Origin of the sequence: Clostridium sp. OM05-5BH (assembly GCF_003481505.1) — a bacterium.
In the GTDB taxonomy this organism is placed as follows: Bacteria; Bacillota; Clostridia; order Lachnospirales; family Lachnospiraceae; genus Otoolea; species Otoolea fessa.
The window spans coordinates 172,625-193,924 of record NZ_QULJ01000002.1 but is presented as its reverse complement, the minus strand read 5'-3'; the positions used below and the strand labels follow the sequence as shown (position 1 = coordinate 193,924).

The window sequence follows — 21,300 nt, the reverse complement described above, 5'->3', positions numbered from 1 at the left end:
GACCACCTTTCCTTTTTATGGTATACTATAAGAACACAGACAGGCTTATAAAAACGTTTTCCGCCCTCTTTCTTGCTGTGTCGAGTCGGTGGCAAACTTTCTCGGTCTGTTATTACTATCTGACGCAAAAAACGACAGATAAATATGAATAAACAAAAGGTGAAAACTATGATGAGAAGAAATTCCTCCCTTGGAAGCGTTGGATTTTCTGCACGTGGCGGACGTTCCAGGCGACGGCACGGCGGTTCCTCCAAACTTCCGTATTTAATTTTAATCGGCATTCTGATTGTACTGCTTGGAATTGCCGCGTTCCTCTGGGTGCGCCGCTCTCCGGCAGAACATGTATCTTCGGTTCCAGCGGCAACCGAAACGGATTCTGAAACTGGAGTAATTTCCCTTGATAATGCATCTGCACCTGCTGATGACAGCCTCGAGGGTGTCATCGCTCAGGCAAAGCTTCTGGCAGACGGTTATGACTATGACGGGGCAATCAATCTCCTGTCCAGCAGTACATACGCATCTGACGAGTCCGTGACGGCAGCGATCGACGAATACAACGCCACCAAAGAAACACTGGTGCGCGCTGATCCGCGCAAGGTAACGCATGTATTCTTCCATACACTGATTATGGATACCTCGAAAGCATTTGACGGCGACAGCCGCGAAAAGGGTTATAATCAGGTCATGACGACCAAGGATGAATTTATGAAGATTCTCCAGTCGATGTATGAGCGCGGTTTCGTTCTGGTACGTCTGCACGATGTAGCGTATGAGGTGACCGCAGAGGACGGTTCCAGGCATTTCCAGGAGGGCGATATCATGCTTCCGGAAGGTAAGAAGCCGTTCGTCATGTCACAGGATGATGTCTGCTACTACGAATACATGGATGGAGATGGCTTTGCCTCCCGTATGATTATCGGCGAGGATGGCAAGCCAACGAACGAGATGAAGATGGACGACGGTTCTGTTTCCGTCGGTTCCTATGATCTGGTGCCGTTACTGGATGATTTCATCAAAGAGCACCCGGATTTCTCCTACCGCGGCGCAAAAGCGTGCATTGCTTTTACCGGTTACAATGGCATCCTGGGCTACCGCACCGATTCCGCCTACAATACTGACGAGTACAAAGCGGAACACCCGGATTTCAACTTTGAGGAAGAACGCGCCAACGCAGCAAAAGTCGTCCAGTGCCTGCGCGACGACGGTTTTGAAATTGCCTCCCACAGCTGGGGACACCGCAACATGGGTACGATCCCAATGGATAAATTCCGTGAAGATACCGATAAATGGGCAAATGAAGTCGAAACGCTGACCGGTCCGTGTGATATCATCCTCTTCCCGTTTGGAAGCGATATTGGGGACTGGCATCCGTATGATACAAGCAGCGAGCGCTTCCAGTACCTGTACAACAAGGGATTCCGTTACTTCTGTAACGTAGATTCCTCCCAGTATTTCGTCCAGATCGGCGACGATTATATGCGACAGGGGCGTCGGAACCTCGACGGCTACCGGATGTATTACGACCTTCCGGAAAGTGGAGTCGGCGGCGATCATTTGAGTGACCTGTTTGATGTCAACGAGGTATTTGACCGGTCAAGACCTACTCCGGTGCCGAAGATGACGGAGTAAGATAAAGCTGTACTCCAATTTTAAATAAAAGAAAGAGAAATCGAACGAATGCTCGATTTCTCTTTCTTTTTTAAAAACCCCGGAGTCTTCCACACTCCGGGGCACACCTTTTCTTTCAAGCACAGCTTTCCGTTGCAAATCTTAGAACTGCACAATCTCCTCAATCGGCTCTGCCTTTTCCACATAATCTGCATAAAGCATCGGACCTTCGCCCTCATACTCCGGCATATACTCATATTCTACGCGGGCACGTACTTTGACCCAGTCTTTCGTCTCAAGCAGACGGGCATTTTTTGCCTTGCACATGAAACCTAAGAACGTCATATCTGCCTCGCAGCAGGTCATCGCCATACGTCCAGGAACAAAGTTGTTCTTCGGGAAATCCGGGGTTTTCAGTACCATGCCGGTAAATTCAACGGTCTTTCCACGGTAACGGTCCGGTTTATCCATCGCATCAATATACCAGATACCATATGCCTCCGGCGGAATCTCGATCACTTCGGCATTGACATCAAATGGAAGATCCGCTTCGGTCACTTCCTCAATTTCGCCCTCTGCGTCCTCAAACACGATCTGAACCTGCGGGTTCATGCCCTTTAAAGTACGGCGGTATACATCCAAATCCTCGATCTCGTCGCAACGGTTCATGATAATCATTTCCGTGTTGCGGACCATGGCACCAATCAATGGTTTCATGTTCTGCAGGTATAAATCAAATGTGGAACCATCGATGATCGTAATCTGCTGATACAGATCCCAATCGTTCGGAAGTTTCAGGGCATCCAGATTCCACATACCGTTCCACTCCATCAGAACTCGCTCCGGATTGTAAAGAAGCTCCAGATCCTGTAGGTATTCCGGCGTCAGCTTTTCCGCTTCCTCTATATAGACAACCGCTGTATGAGTCTGCTTTAAAAGCTCCTCATCATACTCTTCCTCGCCCTCTTCGCAGACAATCAGAAGTGTTTTTCCTTCGGTCTGGAAATAATCCTGCTGCATTGTAAATTTAATAAACTGGGTTTTTCCAGCTTCCAGAAAACCATTGATGAGAAACAACGGCATCTTATCTTCATTCATAGTTCATTCTCCTTGTATTTACGCGTTGAACGCTGCCTTCAGACCCTCTTCGTCCAGCTCGGCACCGATCACGCACACCTTTCCGGTAAAATCCGGTGCTCCCTCACGGATCTCAGCCTGCTCCGGAACCATATCAAAATGCAGCCATACGCCCTTTTCTTCACTCGGAACCATGCCTTTCGCACGCAGAACCTCGCCGTATTTATCACCATAAGCCAGATCATCCAGAATCTTCTGCAGATCTTCTTTCTTCATCACGCCGACATTCTCCAAGCCCCAGCTTGTAAATACATCATCTGCATGATGGTGTCCTTCGTGATCGTGGTGGTGGTCATGGCAGCCACAGCCACACTCGTCATCATGGTCGTGATGATGATGCTCATGGTCATGATCGTGACAGCCACAGTCATCATCATGGTCATGATGATGGTGCTCATGATCGTGATCATGACAGCCACAATCGCAGTCATCGTCATGGTGATGATGCTCGTGATCATGATCATGGCAGCCACAGTCGCAGTCATCGTCATGGTGGTGATGCTCATGATCGTGGTCATGGCAGCCGCAATCGCAGTCATCGTCATGATCATGATGGTGATGATGCTCATGCATATGCTCTCTTGCCTCTTTCATCAGCTCCTCTGCCATATCGTCTTCCTGCTCGATCATCTCAAGAAGCTGTGCGCCGGTCAGCTCGCTGCATGGAGTGGTCACGATGGTTGCCTTTGCATTGTGCTGGCGAAGCATCTCAACCGCGCCCTGTACCTTCTTCGGATCCGCTACATCGGTACGGCTTAACACGATCGTGCCTGCATTTTCGATCTGGTTGTTGAAAAACTCACCGAAGTTCTTCATATACATACGGCATTTGTTGACATCTACCACGGTAACCGCACTGTTTAACATAACCTCAATCTCAGAAGCTACATTTTTTACTGCATTCATAACATCAGACAGCTTGCCGACGCCTGACGGCTCGATGATAACACGATCCGGCTGATATTTGGTCAGAACTTCCTCGAGGGAACGTCCAAAATCGCCGACCAGAGAGCAGCAGATACAGCCGGAGTTCATCTCACGGATCTCGATGCCAGCGTCTTTTAAAAAACCGCCGTCAATGCCGATCTGTCCAAATTCATTTTCAATCAGAACGACTTTCTCGCCTGAAATTGCTTCTTTTAAAAGCTGTTTAATAAACGTAGTCTTTCCTGCACCCAGGAAACCGGAAATAATATCAATCTTTGTCATTTTACTTACCTTCTTTTCTGTACAAATGTGTACTGACTGTAAATCATTGTCCGCCCGGTACCTGGCATCCCGGCAATGCATAGCTTTACATCGCCCGAATCTGCCGAAGTTCCGATCAGCCACTTATTATTTTACACAAATACCTAGTAAAGTCAAGCATCGGCAAAATCCCGTTACTGGGCGCGTGTGAACAGTAACTTTTTTAGCCTCACATATATGCAGCCTTTTTGAGACCAAAAACGCCCTATAAAGACACAGTAATCGTCCGCTTCCAGCTCGCCCCAGCATACACTGCCGTGATAAGCTCTGCCAGCCAGAACGCGTGCCAGACACCGATAGGACCGATGATCCGGCTGAGCACACATGCGATCGGAATGATAATCACAGCATAGCGCATCAGGGAAATTTTCAGAGATTTAAGTCCCATTCCAAGTCCCTCAAACGCGCCAGAAGCAATGACGGAAACCGTTGACATGACAAAGCCCGGGCTGATGAGCCGGAGCGCCGTTCTGCCGATCTCCACCGTCGAAGGCGTCTGCGTAAACAGCCCCATCAGGAAATCCGGCACCAGCTCGCCAAGCAGGGTTCCCGCTGTCATGATAATGCCAACAATCATGAAGGCCGCGCGGAAGATCTTTTTCACCCTCTCCTGCTCGCCTGCACCGTAATTGTAACCGATCAGCGGGCGCATTCCCTGCACCACGCCGCTGGCTCCCTGATAAAGCAGTGCCTGCAGCTTGTAGTAAACACCCAGCACCAGAATATATACCTGCGAAAATGGTGCCAGAATCGCATTGAGCGCCGTCAGAAGCAGGGATGTCAGCGCCATATTGAGTGTTGCCGCGATTCCGACTGAATACATACCGCCGCAGATCTCCTTCGACGGACGCATTTCCCGCAGCGAAATCTCCACATTTAACGGTTTCACATGGTTTAAAATCAAATAAAACAGCAGCGACGCCGTCTGCCCGATTCCTGTCGCCCACGCCGCACCGCGGATTCCCAGTTCCGGCATGGGGCCTAATCCAAAGATAAAGATCGGGTCCAGCACGATATTGACGACGCATCCAATCAAGACGGCTGCCATCGATATTTTCATCTTTCCAACCGACTGGTAGACCTTTTCATATGCCATTCCCATCGTGTCGATCGTTGAAAACAGAAACACATTGCAAAAATACGTCAGTCCGTAGGAAATCGTTACCTCATCGCTCGTAAACATCCGCAGGAAATACGGAATCACCGCCATTCCTAAAATCGTTAAAATCATTCCATGTAAGGCACTTAAAAATACTCCCTGCGATGCTGTCTGGTTCGCCATCCGTGTTTTTCCTTCGCCAAGGCGTCTCGCCACCATCGCATTGATACCAACGCCAAACCCAACCCCGGCTGCGTGCGCGAGGTTCTGGATCGGATAGACAAGCGAAACCGCCGTCATCGCGTCCTCACTGATCATTGCCACGAAAATGCTGTCCACGATATTGTAGAGTGCCCCGGCGATCATCGATATGATGACCGGGATTCCCATCGAAAGCAGCAGCGGGACAACTGGTTTTTCTTTCATGTAGGTCTGATCCATTTTTCCATCTCCATTCCTTTTTTATTTTTCACTTTTCATGAGCGTTTCTGACACATTCTTCGCAGAAAAAAAACACCTGGGGTTCTTCTGCAAAGCATTTCTTATCAAATAAAAAAGAGACTACGGACTTTACTGTTTATCTCAGAAACAGTACAAACCCTATAGTCTCTTTAACGCTTAGACAAGCTATTCGATTTTCGTTTTCTATCGCCGACCAGCAACTCCGCAAGCTTTTGCTGGCGATCTGCCCATTCCGGCAACTGAATATTATTATAACCGCAAGCCATTTTATTTGTCAACCACTCCCCGGAAAATCATCGCGGCAAACGCATGAGCATGTTACTGTACACGCATACATGTCCAGTAACGGAATTTGCCGTGGCTTCGCATTTCAATACGGCAAATTCCTGCTGCCACCACGTTTTCTTACGGCACTTTCGGTTTCAAAAGTGCCTACCCGTGAACAGAAACATGAGCATACAGAATGTGTATGTTCTACAACAAACATCCTATTTGCGGGCAGTAACAGCTATCCCTCTCTGTATCAGTGAAAAGAGCAGAAACGCCGCCAGATCCACCACAACAACGCTCGCGCCCGCCGGTGTTGAGTACGTGTAGGACAGCACCATTCCTCCAAAGAAACAGATCAGCGACAGAATCCCCGATGCGATGACCACCCCCCGGAAGCTCTTAAACACCCGCATGGAGGTCAGAGCCGGGAAAATAATCAGACTGGAGATCAGCATCGCGCCCATCATCCGCATTCCAATCACGATCGTGATCGCGGTCAGAACCGCTATCAGCACGTTATAGAGCGATACATTGACGCCGGTCGCCTTGGCAAAGCTCTCATCAAAGGTAACCGCAAATACTTTGTTATAGCAAAAAAGATATAATCCAAGCACCACCATGGAAAGCACCGCCGCAAACTGGACATCTTCCCGGCTCATCGCGAGAATGCTTCCAAACATATAGCTGCTGACATCGGTCGTCATACCGGTTGTCAGGGAAGTTACGATAATACCGATTGCAAGCGCACTGGCCGAGATCATCGCAATCGCAGCGTCACTCTTTACTTTTCCATGTTCCGTGATCCGCAGCAGGAAAAATGCCGCCAGCACGACCACCGGAATCGAAACCTTTAAAGGCGACCAGCCTGCCGCCAGTGCGATCGAAAGGGATCCGAACGAAACATGGGATAAACCGTCTCCAATCATTGAGTAGCGTTTCAGCACCAGGCTGACACCCAGCAGAGAGGCGCAGAGAGAGACTAAAAGACCGCCGATCAGCGCCCGCACCATAAACGGGTATGATAACATTTCAGATATGATTCCCATCTTCTACACCTCCTTCTCCGCATTTCTGTCTTTCAAATGCTGTTTCGTTTCAGAATCAGTTTCCGAACCCATTTCCGGCTTCTGCATCTTCCTGATTCCATCCTTCTGCATCGGCACTCCGCATCTGTGCCCCAGAGTTGCCAGCTCTTCCCGTCCCAGGAAAGAATGAGCAATCTCACTCTTCACATATTCTTTCATCGTACCCCAGAACAGCGGCTTCTGCCGCATCTGCAAAATTTTTCCTCCCTGATGCACAATATTTGCCATATCATGGGAAACCATCAGGATTGCAACCTTTTCTTCCTGATTCAGTTTCCGGATCAGCTGGTAAAAGTCCAGAATCGCCGACGGATCGAGTCCCGTGATCGGCTCATCGAGAATCAGCAGCTTATCCGTCGCACAGAGCGCCCGCGCGATCAGAACACGCTGTTTCTGACCGCCGGAAAGCTCTCTGAAACAGCTTTTTTCCAGATCGCGGATTCCCAGACGATCCAGATTTGCCCGCGCCTCTTTCCTTTCTTTCATCGAATAAAACGGGCGGCTGCCGCGTTTTCCCAGGCACCCGGAAATAACCACCTCAAACACAGTCGCTGGAAAGTCCTTCTGCGCGTCGGTCTGCTGCGGCAGGTAACCAATACCGGCTTTTTTTAACTCTTCCGAATATTCAATCCTGCCCGAAGTCGGTTTTAAAAGTCCCAGAATGCCCTTCATCAGGGTACTTTTTCCCGAACCATTTTCCCCGACAATGCAGATGTAATCGCCCTCATTTACCTCCAGGTTCACATCCAGCACCGCATCCTGGTTTTCATAACCAAAACCTACATGCTCACATTTTAAGAGTAATCCCATCTATAATTCCTTTCACTACTGCTCTACTCTTCTATTGTCATAAACATTCACCATGGCTAAAGACTTTTTCCCATAATCATCTATTCTTTTTATGACAATCCCTTTTTCAAGTTCTTTACGTTCTGCTCCATCAATTCCAGATAGGTAACACCCGAATCAAACTGGTGTCTCGTCACATTGTGGCAGGAGTGGAACAACAGTGGTTCCGCGCCCGTCTCTTCCCCGATGATCTCCGCCACGCGCGGGCTGGAAAGCTCCAGGTAATAGACGGCTGGTATCTGTTCCTCCCGCACCTTATCGATCAGGTAGGCGATGGTCTTGGCACTCGGCTCCGTATCCGTACTGCATCCTGAAAATGCCGCCCTGTATTCCAGCCCATACTCATCGAAAAAGTACCGGAGTGGAAATTTATCACCGAAAACGACGAGACGGCGCTTGGCATGGGAGACAACTTCTCTGAATTCTGCATCCAATTCCGTCAATTTATCCTGATAGGACGCGCAGTTTTCTGCATAGGAAGCCGCGTGCGCCGGATCTTCCTGTTCCAGCACCTCCGCCAGCACGCCGGCCAGCTTTTTCGCATTGACCGGGGATGTCCAGATGTGCTCGTCATATTCAATCTCGACGCCGTGACCATCGTCCTCATCCAGATACTCCTGAGCGTGATCTTCATCATGAACCGCCACATCTTCCATATCATGCTCATCCTCGCTGTGAATATGCTCTTCTGTGTCGTGTTCTTCTTCACTGTAAACATGGTCCTCTGGCTCATGTTCTTCTTCACTGTGAGCATGAGCTTCCGACTCATGATCGTGATCACCCGCATGAACTGTTCCATCCGCATGAACATGCGTATGTCCATGATCGTGCGCCTCTCCATCTTCCATGCCCTCGACGATCTCCTCCTGCACTACATCCACGCAGTCCATCATCGTCACGACGCGCTTCGGTCCGGTGCCTTCCCCGAAGGAATCAAGCACCTGCGAAAGCCACTGTTCCATCGTACCGCCGTTGCAGACTAACAGATCTGCATTCTGGATCGTGATCATGTCCGCCGGCGTCGGCTCGAACGAATGGCTGTCCATGCCCGCCGGAACAACCATCGTCAGCCGGATCGAATCCCCGGCAATCTGCCGGAGAAAATCGTAATACGGAAATAGCGTCGTCACAACGTTTAAGCGCGTATCACCAGACGCATCTGCCCCTTTTAACGGATTCGACGATGAATCAGACGATGCAGTTCCCCGCCGTGGCGTACACGCTGTAAGAACACAGGAAAAGGCAATCAAAAAAGCAAGCATCCATGATATCCATTTACATTTAAATCCATTCTTGTGTTTTACCATATTTCTTTTTTACCCTTAACTTCTTCTATTTCAGTAAATGTTTTTCAATAAACATTTCGAATTACTATTTCAAATATCATTTTCTTTCACAACTATTTCTCTTTTCACAGCTATGAACAAACACAGACACTACTCCATTCTTCCATGTGACTCATTCTTTTTCTTCACAATCTCCGCTACTTCCAACGGATGTGCCACAATATACTGCGGATGGCAGCCTTCCAGCTCTTCCCGGTCACGGAAGCCCCAGAGCACGCCGACCGTGTCCATTCCGGCATTCAGCCCAGTTTCCATATCTGTATTCGTATCGCCCAGATACAGACACTCTTCCTGTTTTATACCCAGTTCCCGGCAAATGGCGAACGCCCCGTCTGGAGCCGGTTTTTTCGGCGTTCCCGCCTGCTCGCCGCGCACCACATCAAAATATCCTTTCCCAAAGAATGTCTCAATATTCACAATTGCCTGATCATGCGGCTTGTTCGAAAGGACAGCCACATGTACACCCATCTCTTTTAACGACGCCAGCAGTTCCCGGATACCGTCATATGGCTCTACGTCTTTCAGGCAGTATTTAGAGAAATTCTCCATATAAATCGGAAGCGACGCTTCATAATGAACCAGCTTCTCGTCCCCCGCCAGCACCAGCGCGCGCTTCATCTGCATCCGGTATCCATTTCCCACGATCCGTTTCGTTTCCTCCGGTGTAACATGGCGCAGTCCGAATGCATCCAATGTTAAATTTGTCACATAAGTCAGCGCATAAACCGTATTTAAAAGAGTTCCATCCAAATCAAATATACATAAGCGGTACATTGCGTTTCTTCCTTTCTGTTTCCATCTTTTCTTGTAACTTTTTTGTTACTGTTCACGCATACGTGCTCAGTAACGGAATTTGCCGTGGCTTCGCATTTAAATACGGCAAATTCCTGCTGCCACCACGTTTTCTTACGGCACTTTCGGTTCCAAAAGTGCCTACCTGTGAACAGTACCACTTTTCCCCCTCACAGCCGATTCATACTTTCGCAGCTACAGGCAATCATCCATACAAACTCATCTTCAACCAAACATATCGCCCCGCAAATCACGATGTTTCCTGCCTCTCCTTCTGCATCTGCTCTTCACGCTCCCGCTTCGAGAACACGCATCCGCAGTAATTCTGCCGGTATAGATGATACTGCGCCGACAGCTCGATCGAGCGCTTATATCCCTCTTTTTTCTTGAAATCCGACGGCAGAAATGCCACATGATACTCTTCTCCCATCGCCTGCCCGATCGTATTGAGGCGCCCGGCATTTTTGAGCGGACTAATCGTGAGGGTCGTCGTGAACCAGTCATAGCCGCCCTCGGCTGCCAGCTTCGCCGCTTCCCGTAGGCGCATCTCAAAACAAATACCGCAGCGCTCGCCGCCCTCCGGATCCTTCTCATGCCCCCGGACTGCCTCATAGTAGCATTCCGGGTCGTATTTTCCTTCTACAAACCGGATCGGATGCACCGCTGGAAGCTCCCGGATCAGCCGCTGTACCTCCTCCGTGCGCGCCTCATATTCCTCCTTCGGTGAAATATTCGGATTGTAGTAGAACACCGTAATTGAAAAATACTGCGACAGATATTCCAGCACGTAGCTGCTGCACGGCGCACAACAGCTGTGGAGAAATAAAGTCGGAACTCTGCCGTCCCGGACTGCTGCATCCAGCACTTTTTCCATTTCTTTCTGATAATTCCGTTTCGCCGTCTGTGTCTTTCTGGCTGGCGGATTTTTCATTGGTTCCGACATTTTTCTCTCCTCTTTCTATAAATTCCCATCTGTCCGTGCATTTTCCATCCAGCACACGATACTTCTATCCGAAACGCTTCTTTCCTGACAAACATCATTTCCATCCTTAGACGTCATATGAAGATATGCACAATAATTCATATTCTTCAAAACTTGAAAAAGCAGCCTGTACCCACGGACGGGTACAAACTGCTTTATCTTTTTATTAAACCTTTCAGGAAATTCCAAACAAATTCCCCTTTTTATCAAAATGATACAACTCTTACAGGAAATCGCGAATCCGTTTGCTCCGGACCGGATTTCTTAATTTACGAAGTGCTTTTGCCTCGATCTGGCGGATACGCTCTCTCGTTACGTTGAATGCTTTTCCGACCTCTTCCAGGGTTCTCGGATGTCCGTCCTCCAGACCAAACCGGAGAATAATAACCTGACGCTCTCTCTCCTTCAGGTCTCCAAGCAATGCATCGATATGCTCACGCAGCATAACAGATTCTACATTCCCTTCCGGCGTTACCACGTTACCGTCCGCTACGAAATCACCCAGATTGGAATCGTCTTCCTCACCGATCGGGGTTTCCAGGGAAGCTGGCTCACGTGCGATCTGCATGATCTCCATGACCTTATCCTCGGACATGCCAAGCGCCTCGGAAAGCTCTGCCACCGACGGCTCATAGCCCAGTTCCAGCGTCAGCTTACGCTGCATCTTGGACATCTTGTTGATCGTCTCTACCATATGCACCGGGACACGGATAGTTCTCGCCTGATCCGCCAGAGCCCTTGTAACAGACTGACGAATCCACCAGGTCGCATATGTACTTAACTTATAACCCTTTGTATAATCAAACTTCTCAACGCCCTTAATAAGACCCAGATTGCCTTCCTGAACCAGATCCAGGAAGCTCATGCCGCGTCCTGTATAGCGCTTTGCAATGCTGACAACCAGGCGCAGGTTTGCCTCAATCAGGCGCTCTTTTGCATTCACATCACCCTCTGCTTTGCGCTTTGCAAGGCGGATCTCCTCCTCCGCGCTCAGAAGCGGAACAGTACCGATCTCTTTCAGGTACATGCGGACCGGATCTTCCGTGCCGATTCCCTCTAACAGATCGATCGCATCCAGATCGATATCCTCTTCCTCGTTCTTGAGGAATTCATCATCCACATCATCATCGAGCATCGAATCATTTTCCTTGAGGATCGAATCATCGATCACCTCCGGAATGACATCAATATTATTCTGCTCCAGATAATTGTAAATCTGCTCCATCTGCTCTGTCTGCAGATTATCGCCCATAAAAAAGTTATTGATCTCTGTCACGTCCAGCGCGTTCTGCTTGGACTTTGCTAACTCTACCAGTTTCCTTAACTTACCTAAAAAATTTTCTTTCTCCACGAATTAACGTCCTTTCGATTTATTTCGCTTAGAAGTTTCTTTATATCTAACGTGATATTGTCCCTCGATTGTTTGTGTGCTTTTATTTCCCTGCACCTTTCCCTGCAATATCCCGAAAGTACATTATATACGATTAAATTCTATTTTTCAACAATTTTCGAAATTTTTCGATCTATTTCTATTTAGGCAATTACTGTTCACGCATACGTGCACAGTAATGGAATTTGCCGTGGCTTCGCATTTAAATACGGCAAATTCCTGCTGCCACCACGTTTTCTTACGGCACTTTCGGTTCCAAAAGTGCCTACCCGTGAACAGTAACTTCAGGCACCCGGATCGCGATCTCTCTGGGTTTGTTTTCAATCACAACCTCTGTCTGGCTTCCGCCAAACTCACCGTCCAGCGACCAGTCCACCAGTTCCTCCGACTGTACCGTCAGTTTCGATGTGCGGAACTTGAATACGCATTCATTTTCGCCCTCTCTCTGAATCAGATAGGAGGCAATGCTTGCAATGTCAAACGGCGTGCGCGGTTTCCGGAGCAGAAGCACCTCAAACTCCCCGTCATCCAGCGCCACGTCCATACCAACCAGTCCTTTAAAACCTCCGATCGATGTCGTATTGGTCACCATTCCCAGAATAAATTCCTCTTCCAATTCTCTCTGTTCCCCCAGATGTTCCCATGTAAGGCGCATCCGGTAGGATTTAAGCCCTGTCAGGCGCTTGATGGCTTCCAGCATATATGCCTGATGCCCCAAAATATTTTTCGTCTCCTGCGGGGTCGAATAGGATACCTCCGTAAATGCTCCGAACGCCGCCACATAGACGAAATACCGGTTTTTGCCGAATATACCGACATCCACCAAAAATGGTTTTCCCAGCGCAGCTGTCTGCGCCGCTTTCCGCATATTTTTCGGAAGTCCCAGACTGGATGCGAAATCATTCGTGGAACCCGACGGGATATACCCTAACTCCGGACGCTTTTCCGGGGTGATCGTCATCAGCCCCGATACCACCTCGTTGAGCGTACCGTCCCCGCCGCTGCACACGACCAGTTCCTTCGTTTTCGCACGTGCCGCCTGATACTCCGCATCCTTCGGGCCCTGCGTAATATAAACAGACGGTCCATAGCCCGCCTTTACAAAACTATCTAAAATTTCAAGAAGACGACTTCGAATCTGTTCTTTGCCAGATCTCGGATTGATGATAAAAAGCATTTTTTTCATAATCGCCATTTCTCCTGCTCCCCCACACTAACAGTATTTCATATTAATATATTTGTATACACGCGAAATGCATTGGGGATCGGATAACGGTCCTGCAGCTGTGCCCGGCGCACCATCAAAACTGTTTTATCCTGATAGCCGGATGCCCGTTTCAGGCGGATTCTGCGTCCACACATATGCCATTCAACATGGGAAAAAATGTGGACTGCATCCGGCAGATCCTCGGTTTCCCTGATATCCGCCTCCGCGATTCCCAGTTCTTTCGCTGCCTCCTCCGCACTCTTTTTTCCGTCCAGATTGACATATTCGTAGAGGGACGCCAGCAATCCCTTGCTGCTGCGCTTGCGGATCGCCACCGTATCCTCCCACTCAATCAGGCAGACCGTTTTTTCCTCGATCCGGCGCGGCTTTTTCGGCGGCTTGACCGGATATTGCTCCTCCTCTCCCCGCCGGTGCGCCAGACAAAGGGATTCCAGCGGGCACTTCTCACAGAGCGGACGTCCGCCCGGGATGCAGACAAGCGCGCCCAGCTCAATCCATGCCTGATTATATTCACCTGGATGAAATAGCTCTTCTGACCGTAATGCCGTGGAAACCTCACCGGCATCATCACCGGCTGACAAATAGGACTCTCTTTCCTCCGTCCGGCGCACAAGTTCCGCCTCCAGGAGCCGCTCATATTTCTTTCGAAGCGCCGGCTTCGTGCTGTCCTGTGGGTCAGCAAACAGGCGTGTCAGAACACGCACCACATTTCCATCCAGCGCCGGAGCCGGCAGATCATACGCGATCGACGCAACTGCCCCGGCTGTATAACTTCCGATGCCCGGAAGTTTCAATATCTCATCCCGCGACGCCGGCATCTGACCGCCGTAGTCTTCCATCAGGCAGACCGCTGCCTTTTTTAGATTCCGGGCTCTGGAATAATACCCAAGTCCCTCCCACAGCTTCAAAAGCCGCTCTTCGTCCACCTGCGCGAGCGAGGTGATGTCCGGGAGTGCTTCCATAAAACGGGCAAAGTACGGTTTGACCGCCTCTACCCGCGTCTGCTGCAGCATGATCTCCGAAATCCAGACCGAATACGGTTCCGGATTCTCCCGCCACGGAAGGAGCCGCCGGTTTTTCCGGTACCAGGAGAGCAATGGAGCGCCGGATGCCGCCAGCCTCTCTTCTTCCGCATAAGGTATTTCCCCCTCTAAAGGCTTCAACGACGCATAAAAATCTTTATACATATCCGTAAATGCCCCGGACAGATACCTCTCCTGAGATCACCTTGCACACCTTTCCGTCTTCTGTGCGGACCAGCAGTTCGCCCATCTCGTCAATTCCAAGCGCCATGCCCGTATACTCATTGCCCGGAGACAGGACGCGCACCTGTGTACCGCAGTTTGCCAGACGGCTGTTATAAACGTCCATTAGGGATTTCATGTTCTGGTTTTCCATGAATTTATCATAATATCCCTCATACGCACGCATGATCGCAGCGATAAGCTGGCTGCGGCGCACTTCTTTTCCTGTCTCCAGATACAGAGACGTTGCCACATCCCGAATCTCCTCCGGGAACTCGTGATTTGCCACGTTGATACCAATACCAGTCACGATATAATTAATACACTCTAATTCCGTGCTCATCTCGGTCAGGATACCGCAGACCTTCTTTCCATTGACGACGATATCGTTCGGCCACTTGATCTTTGCCTCCAGATCACAAACCTCCCGAATCCCGTCGGCAACTGCCAGAGCCGCCACCAGCGTCAGCATCGACGCGCAGGTCGGAGGAAGCTCCGGGCGCAGAAGCAGGCTCATCCAGATGCCGACGCCATGCGGCGCCGCCCAGCTTCTTCCGCGGCGTCCCTTTCCCATCGACTGATAATCCGCGACTGCCAGCGTACCGTGCGGGGCATCTTTCTCCGCCGCTTTCTTGATCTCGGTATTGGTAGAATCCGTCTCGTCAAAATATAAAATATTTTTTCCAGCCCACTCGCTGTCGATGCTGCTCTCCAGCTCTGCCTGGCTGAGAACATCGCCCAGGAAACGCAGCCGGTAACCGCGGTTCCGGACCGCCTCTATCTCATATCCTTCTGCCTCCAACTGTTTGATAACTTTCCAGACTGCCGTCCGTGATACATTTAAACGCTCACAGATCTCCTGTCCGGACAGGTAATCATCCGTTTCTTTTAACATTCGCAAAACTTCTGTTTTCACTTTTATTACCCCCACCATATTGTAAGTGTACTGACAATACATAAAAGGAACAATCCTGCTCCCACTGCCATCAGGACCATTCCGCCGGTTCGCAGATGCTTTCTTCCCCTTCCCCGGCGATAGCGGTCATAGCCATTGGCAAGATTCAGTACCGCCGCCAGAAGAAAGATTACCGGAAACAAAATCCGGTTTTCATCCGGGTTCAGAAACGCAAGAACCGCAAATATCACGATCAATATACCCACTACGATATGAAGCATATCCAGGGCAAACGCGATATTCGCGCTTTTCTTTCTTTTTTCCTGCAGGTTCAACGCATCCACTCCTTACTTATATTCGCAAACAACAGCCTCATTCTTCATATAGCACATAGCTTCTTGCATATACCCTTTCATCAACATATATGGGTATACATATCACTATGGGATATTATACCGAATGTCCGCAGGCTTGTCAAAAAAGAAATCGAAAAAGGCTGCGGTTCCTGCTTTACATAACCATCAGCCTCTTCTTATACCTTTTTTTATAACTTAGAGCCGCTCACTCCCGGCTACTCTGCCTTTTGACCATCCGCGCCAACTTCTGTCAGACCCTTTACCAGACCGGCAATGCCCTGGATCTCGGACGGGATGATGATCTTTGTTGCCTTGCCGTCCGCTGCTTTGGCAAATGCCTCCAGGCTCTTGAGCTGCAGCACTGCATTGTCCGCGCCTGCTTCCTTGATGAAACGAAGTCCGTCTGCTTCCGCTTTCTGGACTTTGAGGATCGCTTCCGCCTCACCTTCTGCCTCGCGGATCATCTTTTCCTTCTGTGCCTCTGCACGCAGGATCGCCGCTTCCTTCTCTGCTTCTGCTTCCAGAATCGCGGACTCTTTCTTACCTTCGGCTACCAGGATCGTCGATTTCTTCTCGCCTTCGGCACGGAGAATGGACTCACGGCGCTCACGCTCTGCCTTCATCTGTTTCTCCATCGCATCCTGAATAGCTGCCGGAGGAATGATATTTTTCAACTCAACACGGTTTACCTTGATTCCCCACGGGTCTGTCGCCACATCGAGTGCAGCGCGCATCTTCGTGTTGATCGTCTCACGGGAGGTTAAGGTCTGGTCAAGTTCGAGATCACCGATGATATTTCGAAGGGTGGTCGCCGTCAGGTTCTCGATCGCCATGATCGGGTTCTCAACACCATAAGCAAACAGCTTCGGATCCGTGATCTGGAAAAATACAACCGTATCAATCTTCATCGTAACGTTATCTTTCGTGATAACCGGCTGCGGTGCAAAATCTACAACCTGCTCTTTTAAAATGACTCTTTTTGCCACGCGGTCAATGAACGGCACCTTGAAATGCACGCCAACCGACCATGTCTCCAGATAAGCACCCAGACGCTCTACAACTAATGCCTGTGCCTGCGGCACGATCCGGATACAGGATGACAAAATCAGAAGTACCACAATCGCAATGACAAGAAAACTGATAACTGCTCCCATATTTCCTACTCCTCCTTACATTTGCTGACAATCAGCTTGACGCCGCTGACCGCCTGAATCTGTACCATCGTATCCCTCGGAATCCGGCTTCCATCCGCCGAGCGTGCCGTCCATTCCTGGCCGGACACCATCGCCGTCCCTCTCGCCTCGTCGTTATCAATCTCTGCGGTTACCCGCGCTTTTTTACCCACCAGCGCGTCCACATTGGTCCGCACCGTCTTCTGATTGATATACCGGAGTGCCAATGGTCTTGTTGAATACAAAAGAAGGAATGAAACAACGACAAACACTGCCATCTGGATGTAAAGATTCACTCCCGCGATCGACAGGACACACGCAATCAGAGCGCCTCCAGCAAACCAGATCGAAGTCAGCGCCATCGACGCTGCTTCCAGCCCGATACACACTACAAACACCGCCAGCCAGACACACCATACTGCCATGTCATCTCCTCCTTCCATATAGGTCTTTTGACCCTGATATCTTAAAACTAGTATACGATATTTTCTGACATTTATCAACCAATCAGCTCTGTTTTTGAACTTACGGTTTTATTACAAACTTCTTAATGGAATATATCGATCTGCAGTTCAATTTATTTCTTCACAGCTCTCTATTTGCACACACTATCCGGCTTAAAAGATTGTCTCAAAAAATGCATTTTACTGCCGCCTCTGCCGTGCCGTCTCAAACAGCAGCACCGAAGCTGCCACCGCTGCATTGAGAGATTCGACCTTTCCAGCCATCGGAATCTTCACCCACGCGTCAGCAAGCGCCGCCGTCTCCTCGGTCAGACCATTCGCCTCGTTTCCGATCAGAAAGCCGGACGGACCTGTATAATTTTCTTCTTCGTAGTTATGTTCTCCCTTTAAATGCGCCGCATAGAGGCGGATTCCCTGCTTTTTTACTTCCCCGATCGTCTGATGCAGGTCGTCCGTGTAAATAAACGGCACCCGGTAGATCGAGCCCATCGTGGAACGGATGACCTTCGGGCTGTAAATATCAGCTGAACCACGGTCAAGAATGATGCCTGTCACACCCGCCCCCTCTCCGGCACGCAGGATTGTTCCCAGATTACCCGGATCCTGCAGCGTCTCCAGAATCACAAGCTCCGGTGCCTTTCCGTCCGGGCTATTTTTCAGCACATCTGAGAGCTGATAGGAAAACTGTTCCACTACCGCCAGGATCCCCTGCGGTGTCTGGGTGTCCGACATATGGCGCATGACCTCATCCGTCACCGTCTCATACCGGCAGCCAGCCAGCAGTTTTTCTGCTTTTTCCCCCTGCTGGCGCAGAAAATTTTCCGACACATAGACTTCGCGGCGTCTCTCCACCGGCAGTTCCCCGAACATCTTCGGACCTTCCACCAAAAAGACGCCCTGTTCCCGTCTTGCTTTTGCTTTCTTTGCAAGCGCCGTCACCGCTCTGACACGGGCGTTGCCCGTGCTCGCGATCACAGGCTGCCTCCTGCCGCTTTCGTCTCCGGCACTCCGTAAACGCAATCCTCATCCAGTGTTTCCAGCTCCTCCAGCCACAGGCGGCTGCACGCATCGCTCGGCATACGCAGGTCGCCGCGCGGCGATACTGCAGCAGAACCTACCTTCGGACCATCCGGCAGGCAGGAACGCTTAAACTGCTGGTTGAAGAAACGGCGGTAGAACACCTTCAGCCATTTAAGGATCGTTTCCTTATCATAAGCACCGTCAAATGCCTGACGCGCCAGGCGGTAAATCTTGCCCGGACGGTAGCCGAATCTTAATATATAGTAGAGATAAAAATCATGCAGCTCATAAGGACCAACCAAATCCTCCGTTTTCTGTGCGATCTTTCCATCCTCCTCCGGCGGCAGAAGCTCCGGGCTGACCGGCGTATCCAGTACATCCAGCAGAATATCAGAAAGCTCTTTCTCGCCACAGGTATCTGCATAATAGCGCACCAGATGGCGCACCAGCATCTTCGGAACCGAGCAGTTGACACCGTACATCGACATATGATCGCCGTTGTAGGTCGCCCAGCCAAGCGCCAGCTCCGACATATCGCCGGTACCGATGACAAGACCGCCGATCTTATTGGCAAGGTTCATCAGAACCAGCGTTCTCTGGCGTGCCTGTGAATTTTCATACGTTACATCATGAACCGACGGATCCTGCTCAATGTCACGGAAATGGATAGTAACTGCCTCCCGGATATCGACTTCTTTCAAGGTTGCACCCAGCTTTTTCGTGAGCTGGCAGGCATTCTGGTACGTCCGGTCAGTCGTACCAAAGCACGGCATCGTCACAGACAGGATATTTTCACGCGGAATCCCCAGCAGATCAAAGGCGCGCACGGTTACTAAAAGTGCCAGCGTTGAATCCAGGCCGCCTGAAATACCAACGACAGCATGGCGACATCCGGTATGTTTGAGACGTTTTTTCAATCCCATCGCCTGGATCGAAAGGATCTCCTCGCAGCGACGGTTCCGGCTGCCCGCATCGTGTGGGACAAACGGGGTCGGATCGATCGCGCGCTCCAGCGCAAGCGGTTTCCGATCCAGCGTAAAGCTTACAAATCGGTAATCCTCACGGCCTTCTGTCTGATAGGTCGTCATCCGGCGGCGCTCACATTCCAGACGTTCCAAATCGATATCTGCGTAGATCGTCTGATTCTCAAATCGCGCTGACTCCGACAGGATATTGCCATTCTCAGCGATAATATTCTGGCCGCCAAAAACGAGATCCTGGGAAGACTCTCCCTCGCCCGCATTGACGTAAATATACGCACAGAGAAGCCGCGCCGACTGACCGCTGATCAGACTTCTGCGGTACTCGCTCTTGCCTGTCACCTCATCGCTGGCAGAACAGTTGACGATCACCGTTGCCCCCGCCGACGCGTGTGCAATACTCGGTGGATTTAAAACCCAGACGTCCTCGCAGATCTCCGCCCCCACGACGAGATTTTCCACATTGTCACAGGAAAATAAAAGCTTCATTCCCATTGGCACCTGATAACCGTCCCAGGAAACGTCGATTGTCTTTTCCCAGCCCGGGTTGAAATAACGTCCCTCATAAAATTCAGAATAGTTTGGAATCCATCTCTTCGGAACCAGACCGAGCAGCTTTCCATCCTGGATCGCCGCTGCCACATTGTACAATTTATTGTTGTATTCCCACGGAAGTCCTACAAATACAAGCATTGAATCGCCAGCTGTAAAGGCGATCAGCTTCCTAAGCTCTTCCTTTGCCTTCGCCAGCAGCGATTTCTGGATAAACAGCTCACCGCACGTATATCCCGTCAGCACCAGCTCTGGAAATACCATCATCGAAGCGCCCTTTTTGCGCCCCTCCTCTATCTGTTCACAAACCTGTTCCCGGTTGTACTCTACATCTGCCACCTTCACTTCCGGCGTTGACGCGGCAACCCGGATAAAGCCATCTCTTATCATATGGTTTGTCTCCCTTATAAATGATTTTTAAAAACATTGCAACTGTTCAATAGGTCTGCGCATTTACTGCGCTGACCGTACGAAAACATGGACCAGCAGGCAAAAATCCCATTGCCGTAGGCAATTTTAAATGGATTTTGCGCGTGACTGTGAAGGTACTGAACAGTTACAAATTTATTGTAGCTGTCACTATACAAAAAGTCAAACATATATAAAAAGAGAGCCGCTTTTCCCCCACAGAAAGCAGCTCTCCGGTCACGTTCACAACCGTTACATTAAATAGTTTGATTGCTGTATGTAAATATACCACTCTTTTCCAATTTTGTCAACGTCACCTTTGTCATTTTGCACAATAAATCTTTTTCTTTTTTCGACAAGAAAAAGCAATTTTCACAGTTCTTTTTTACGAATCTTTCCGCTTTCAGTCTTTGGAAACTCCTTTAGCAAGGCAAATTCGCGCGGGATCTCATAATCTGCCAGTCTTTCCGCCAAAAATTCCCGAATTGCCATATTGGTACAACCACATTTCCTGCTGTCACTTCCGACATTTTCTAGTATATCGGAATTTCAAAAGATTGCCAAACTTGTACCACTGAGGGTTTACAAATTGTTTTTCTTTTTACTCAACTGCCAGAACGGATATTTCACGATACCGGGTGTGTTATTGTTTTATCATTTTAAACGGTTGCTTTTCACTTCCGATGAATTTATAATAACGCCATAGGTTACAG

General features: G+C 49.7%; 17 protein-coding genes and 1 pseudogene. 1 reads left to right on the top strand and 17 read right to left on the bottom strand.

The window, feature by feature from the left end; all coding sequences use genetic code 11:
- Window positions 1–168 precede the first annotated feature (168 nt).
- The gene (locus DXB70_RS03380; protein ID WP_118672656.1) at window positions 169–1,629 is read left to right on the top strand and encodes a polysaccharide deacetylase family protein; all 1,461 of its coding nucleotides are present in this window, start codon (window positions 169–171) and stop codon (window positions 1,627–1,629) included.
- 141 nt (window positions 1,630–1,770) lie between these two features.
- On the opposite strand, the gene DXB70_RS03375 is transcribed toward DXB70_RS03380, so the two are convergent.
- The 17 genes and pseudogenes from DXB70_RS03375 to DXB70_RS03295 form a co-directional block, all read right to left on the bottom strand.
- Window positions 1,771–2,706: a GTP-binding protein gene (locus DXB70_RS03375; protein ID WP_022359817.1), complete on the bottom strand. Its 936-nt coding sequence runs from the start codon at window positions 2,704–2,706 to the stop codon at window positions 1,771–1,773.
- Between the two features lie 18 nt (window positions 2,707–2,724).
- Window positions 2,725–3,954, bottom strand: a complete 1,230-nt coding sequence (locus DXB70_RS03370) for a CobW family GTP-binding protein (protein ID WP_118491949.1) — start codon at window positions 3,952–3,954, stop codon at window positions 2,725–2,727.
- 244 nt (window positions 3,955–4,198) lie between these two features.
- Window positions 4,199–5,533, bottom strand: a complete 1,335-nt coding sequence (locus tag DXB70_RS03365; RefSeq protein WP_118672655.1) for an MATE family efflux transporter — start codon at window positions 5,531–5,533, stop codon at window positions 4,199–4,201.
- 509 nt (window positions 5,534–6,042) lie between these two features.
- Window positions 6,043–6,870 (bottom strand): metal ABC transporter permease, encoded by an 828-nt coding sequence (locus tag DXB70_RS03360; RefSeq protein ID WP_118491945.1) that lies wholly within the window; start codon window positions 6,868–6,870, stop codon window positions 6,043–6,045.
- A 147-nt stretch (window positions 6,871–7,017) separates the two neighbouring features.
- Window positions 7,018–7,719, bottom strand: a pseudogene (locus DXB70_RS03355) (ABC transporter ATP-binding protein); the annotation flags it as partial.
- 89 nt (window positions 7,720–7,808) lie between these two features.
- Complete coding sequence (locus DXB70_RS03350) at window positions 7,809–9,020, bottom strand: metal ABC transporter substrate-binding protein (protein WP_182448408.1); 1,212 nt, start codon at window positions 9,018–9,020, stop codon at window positions 7,809–7,811.
- Between the two features lie 174 nt (window positions 9,021–9,194).
- Entirely contained in the window at window positions 9,195–9,878 is a 684-nt protein-coding gene (locus tag DXB70_RS03345; RefSeq protein ID WP_118672652.1) for an HAD family hydrolase, read from the bottom strand.
- A gap of 268 nt (window positions 9,879–10,146) precedes the next feature.
- Entirely contained in the window at window positions 10,147–10,839 is a 693-nt protein-coding gene (locus DXB70_RS03340; RefSeq protein WP_022359809.1) for an epoxyqueuosine reductase QueH, read from the bottom strand.
- Between the two features lie 262 nt (window positions 10,840–11,101).
- Window positions 11,102–12,229 carry an RNA polymerase sigma factor RpoD gene (gene rpoD, locus DXB70_RS03335; RefSeq protein WP_022359808.1) on the bottom strand — a complete coding sequence of 376 codons (1,128 nt, stop codon included), beginning with the start codon at window positions 12,227–12,229 and terminating at the stop codon, window positions 11,102–11,104.
- Between the two features lie 304 nt (window positions 12,230–12,533).
- On the bottom strand, window positions 12,534–13,454 hold the full coding sequence (locus tag DXB70_RS03330) for a YegS/Rv2252/BmrU family lipid kinase (RefSeq protein WP_118672651.1): 921 nt from the start codon (window positions 13,452–13,454) through the stop codon (window positions 12,534–12,536).
- Window positions 13,455–13,492: 38 nt separating this feature from the next.
- Window positions 13,493–14,683, bottom strand: coding sequence for an A/G-specific adenine glycosylase (locus DXB70_RS03325; RefSeq protein WP_118672650.1), 1,191 nt, complete (start codon window positions 14,681–14,683; stop codon window positions 13,493–13,495).
- Window positions 14,676–15,656, bottom strand: a complete 981-nt coding sequence (locus DXB70_RS03320) for a biotin--[acetyl-CoA-carboxylase] ligase (protein ID WP_118293273.1) — start codon at window positions 15,654–15,656, stop codon at window positions 14,676–14,678. Before DXB70_RS03320 ends, DXB70_RS03325 begins: the two co-directional genes overlap by 8 nt.
- Before the next feature lie 5 nt (window positions 15,657–15,661).
- The gene (locus DXB70_RS03315) at window positions 15,662–15,970 is read right to left on the bottom strand and encodes a DUF6637 family protein (protein WP_118293274.1); all 309 of its coding nucleotides are present in this window, start codon (window positions 15,968–15,970) and stop codon (window positions 15,662–15,664) included.
- Between the two features lie 236 nt (window positions 15,971–16,206).
- Window positions 16,207–17,145 (bottom strand): SPFH domain-containing protein, encoded by a 939-nt coding sequence (locus DXB70_RS03310; RefSeq protein ID WP_118293275.1) that lies wholly within the window; start codon window positions 17,143–17,145, stop codon window positions 16,207–16,209.
- A 5-nt stretch (window positions 17,146–17,150) separates the two neighbouring features.
- Complete coding sequence (locus DXB70_RS03305; protein ID WP_022359802.1) at window positions 17,151–17,588, bottom strand: NfeD family protein; 438 nt, start codon at window positions 17,586–17,588, stop codon at window positions 17,151–17,153.
- 219 nt (window positions 17,589–17,807) lie between these two features.
- Window positions 17,808–18,602, bottom strand: a complete 795-nt coding sequence (locus DXB70_RS03300) for an RNA methyltransferase (RefSeq protein ID WP_118672649.1) — start codon at window positions 18,600–18,602, stop codon at window positions 17,808–17,810.
- Window positions 18,599–20,566 carry an NAD(+) synthase gene (locus tag DXB70_RS03295; RefSeq protein WP_182448413.1) on the bottom strand — a complete coding sequence of 656 codons (1,968 nt, stop codon included), beginning with the start codon at window positions 20,564–20,566 and terminating at the stop codon, window positions 18,599–18,601. The genes DXB70_RS03300 and DXB70_RS03295 overlap by 4 nt, the downstream gene beginning before the upstream one ends.
- Window positions 20,567–21,300 lie beyond the last annotated feature (734 nt).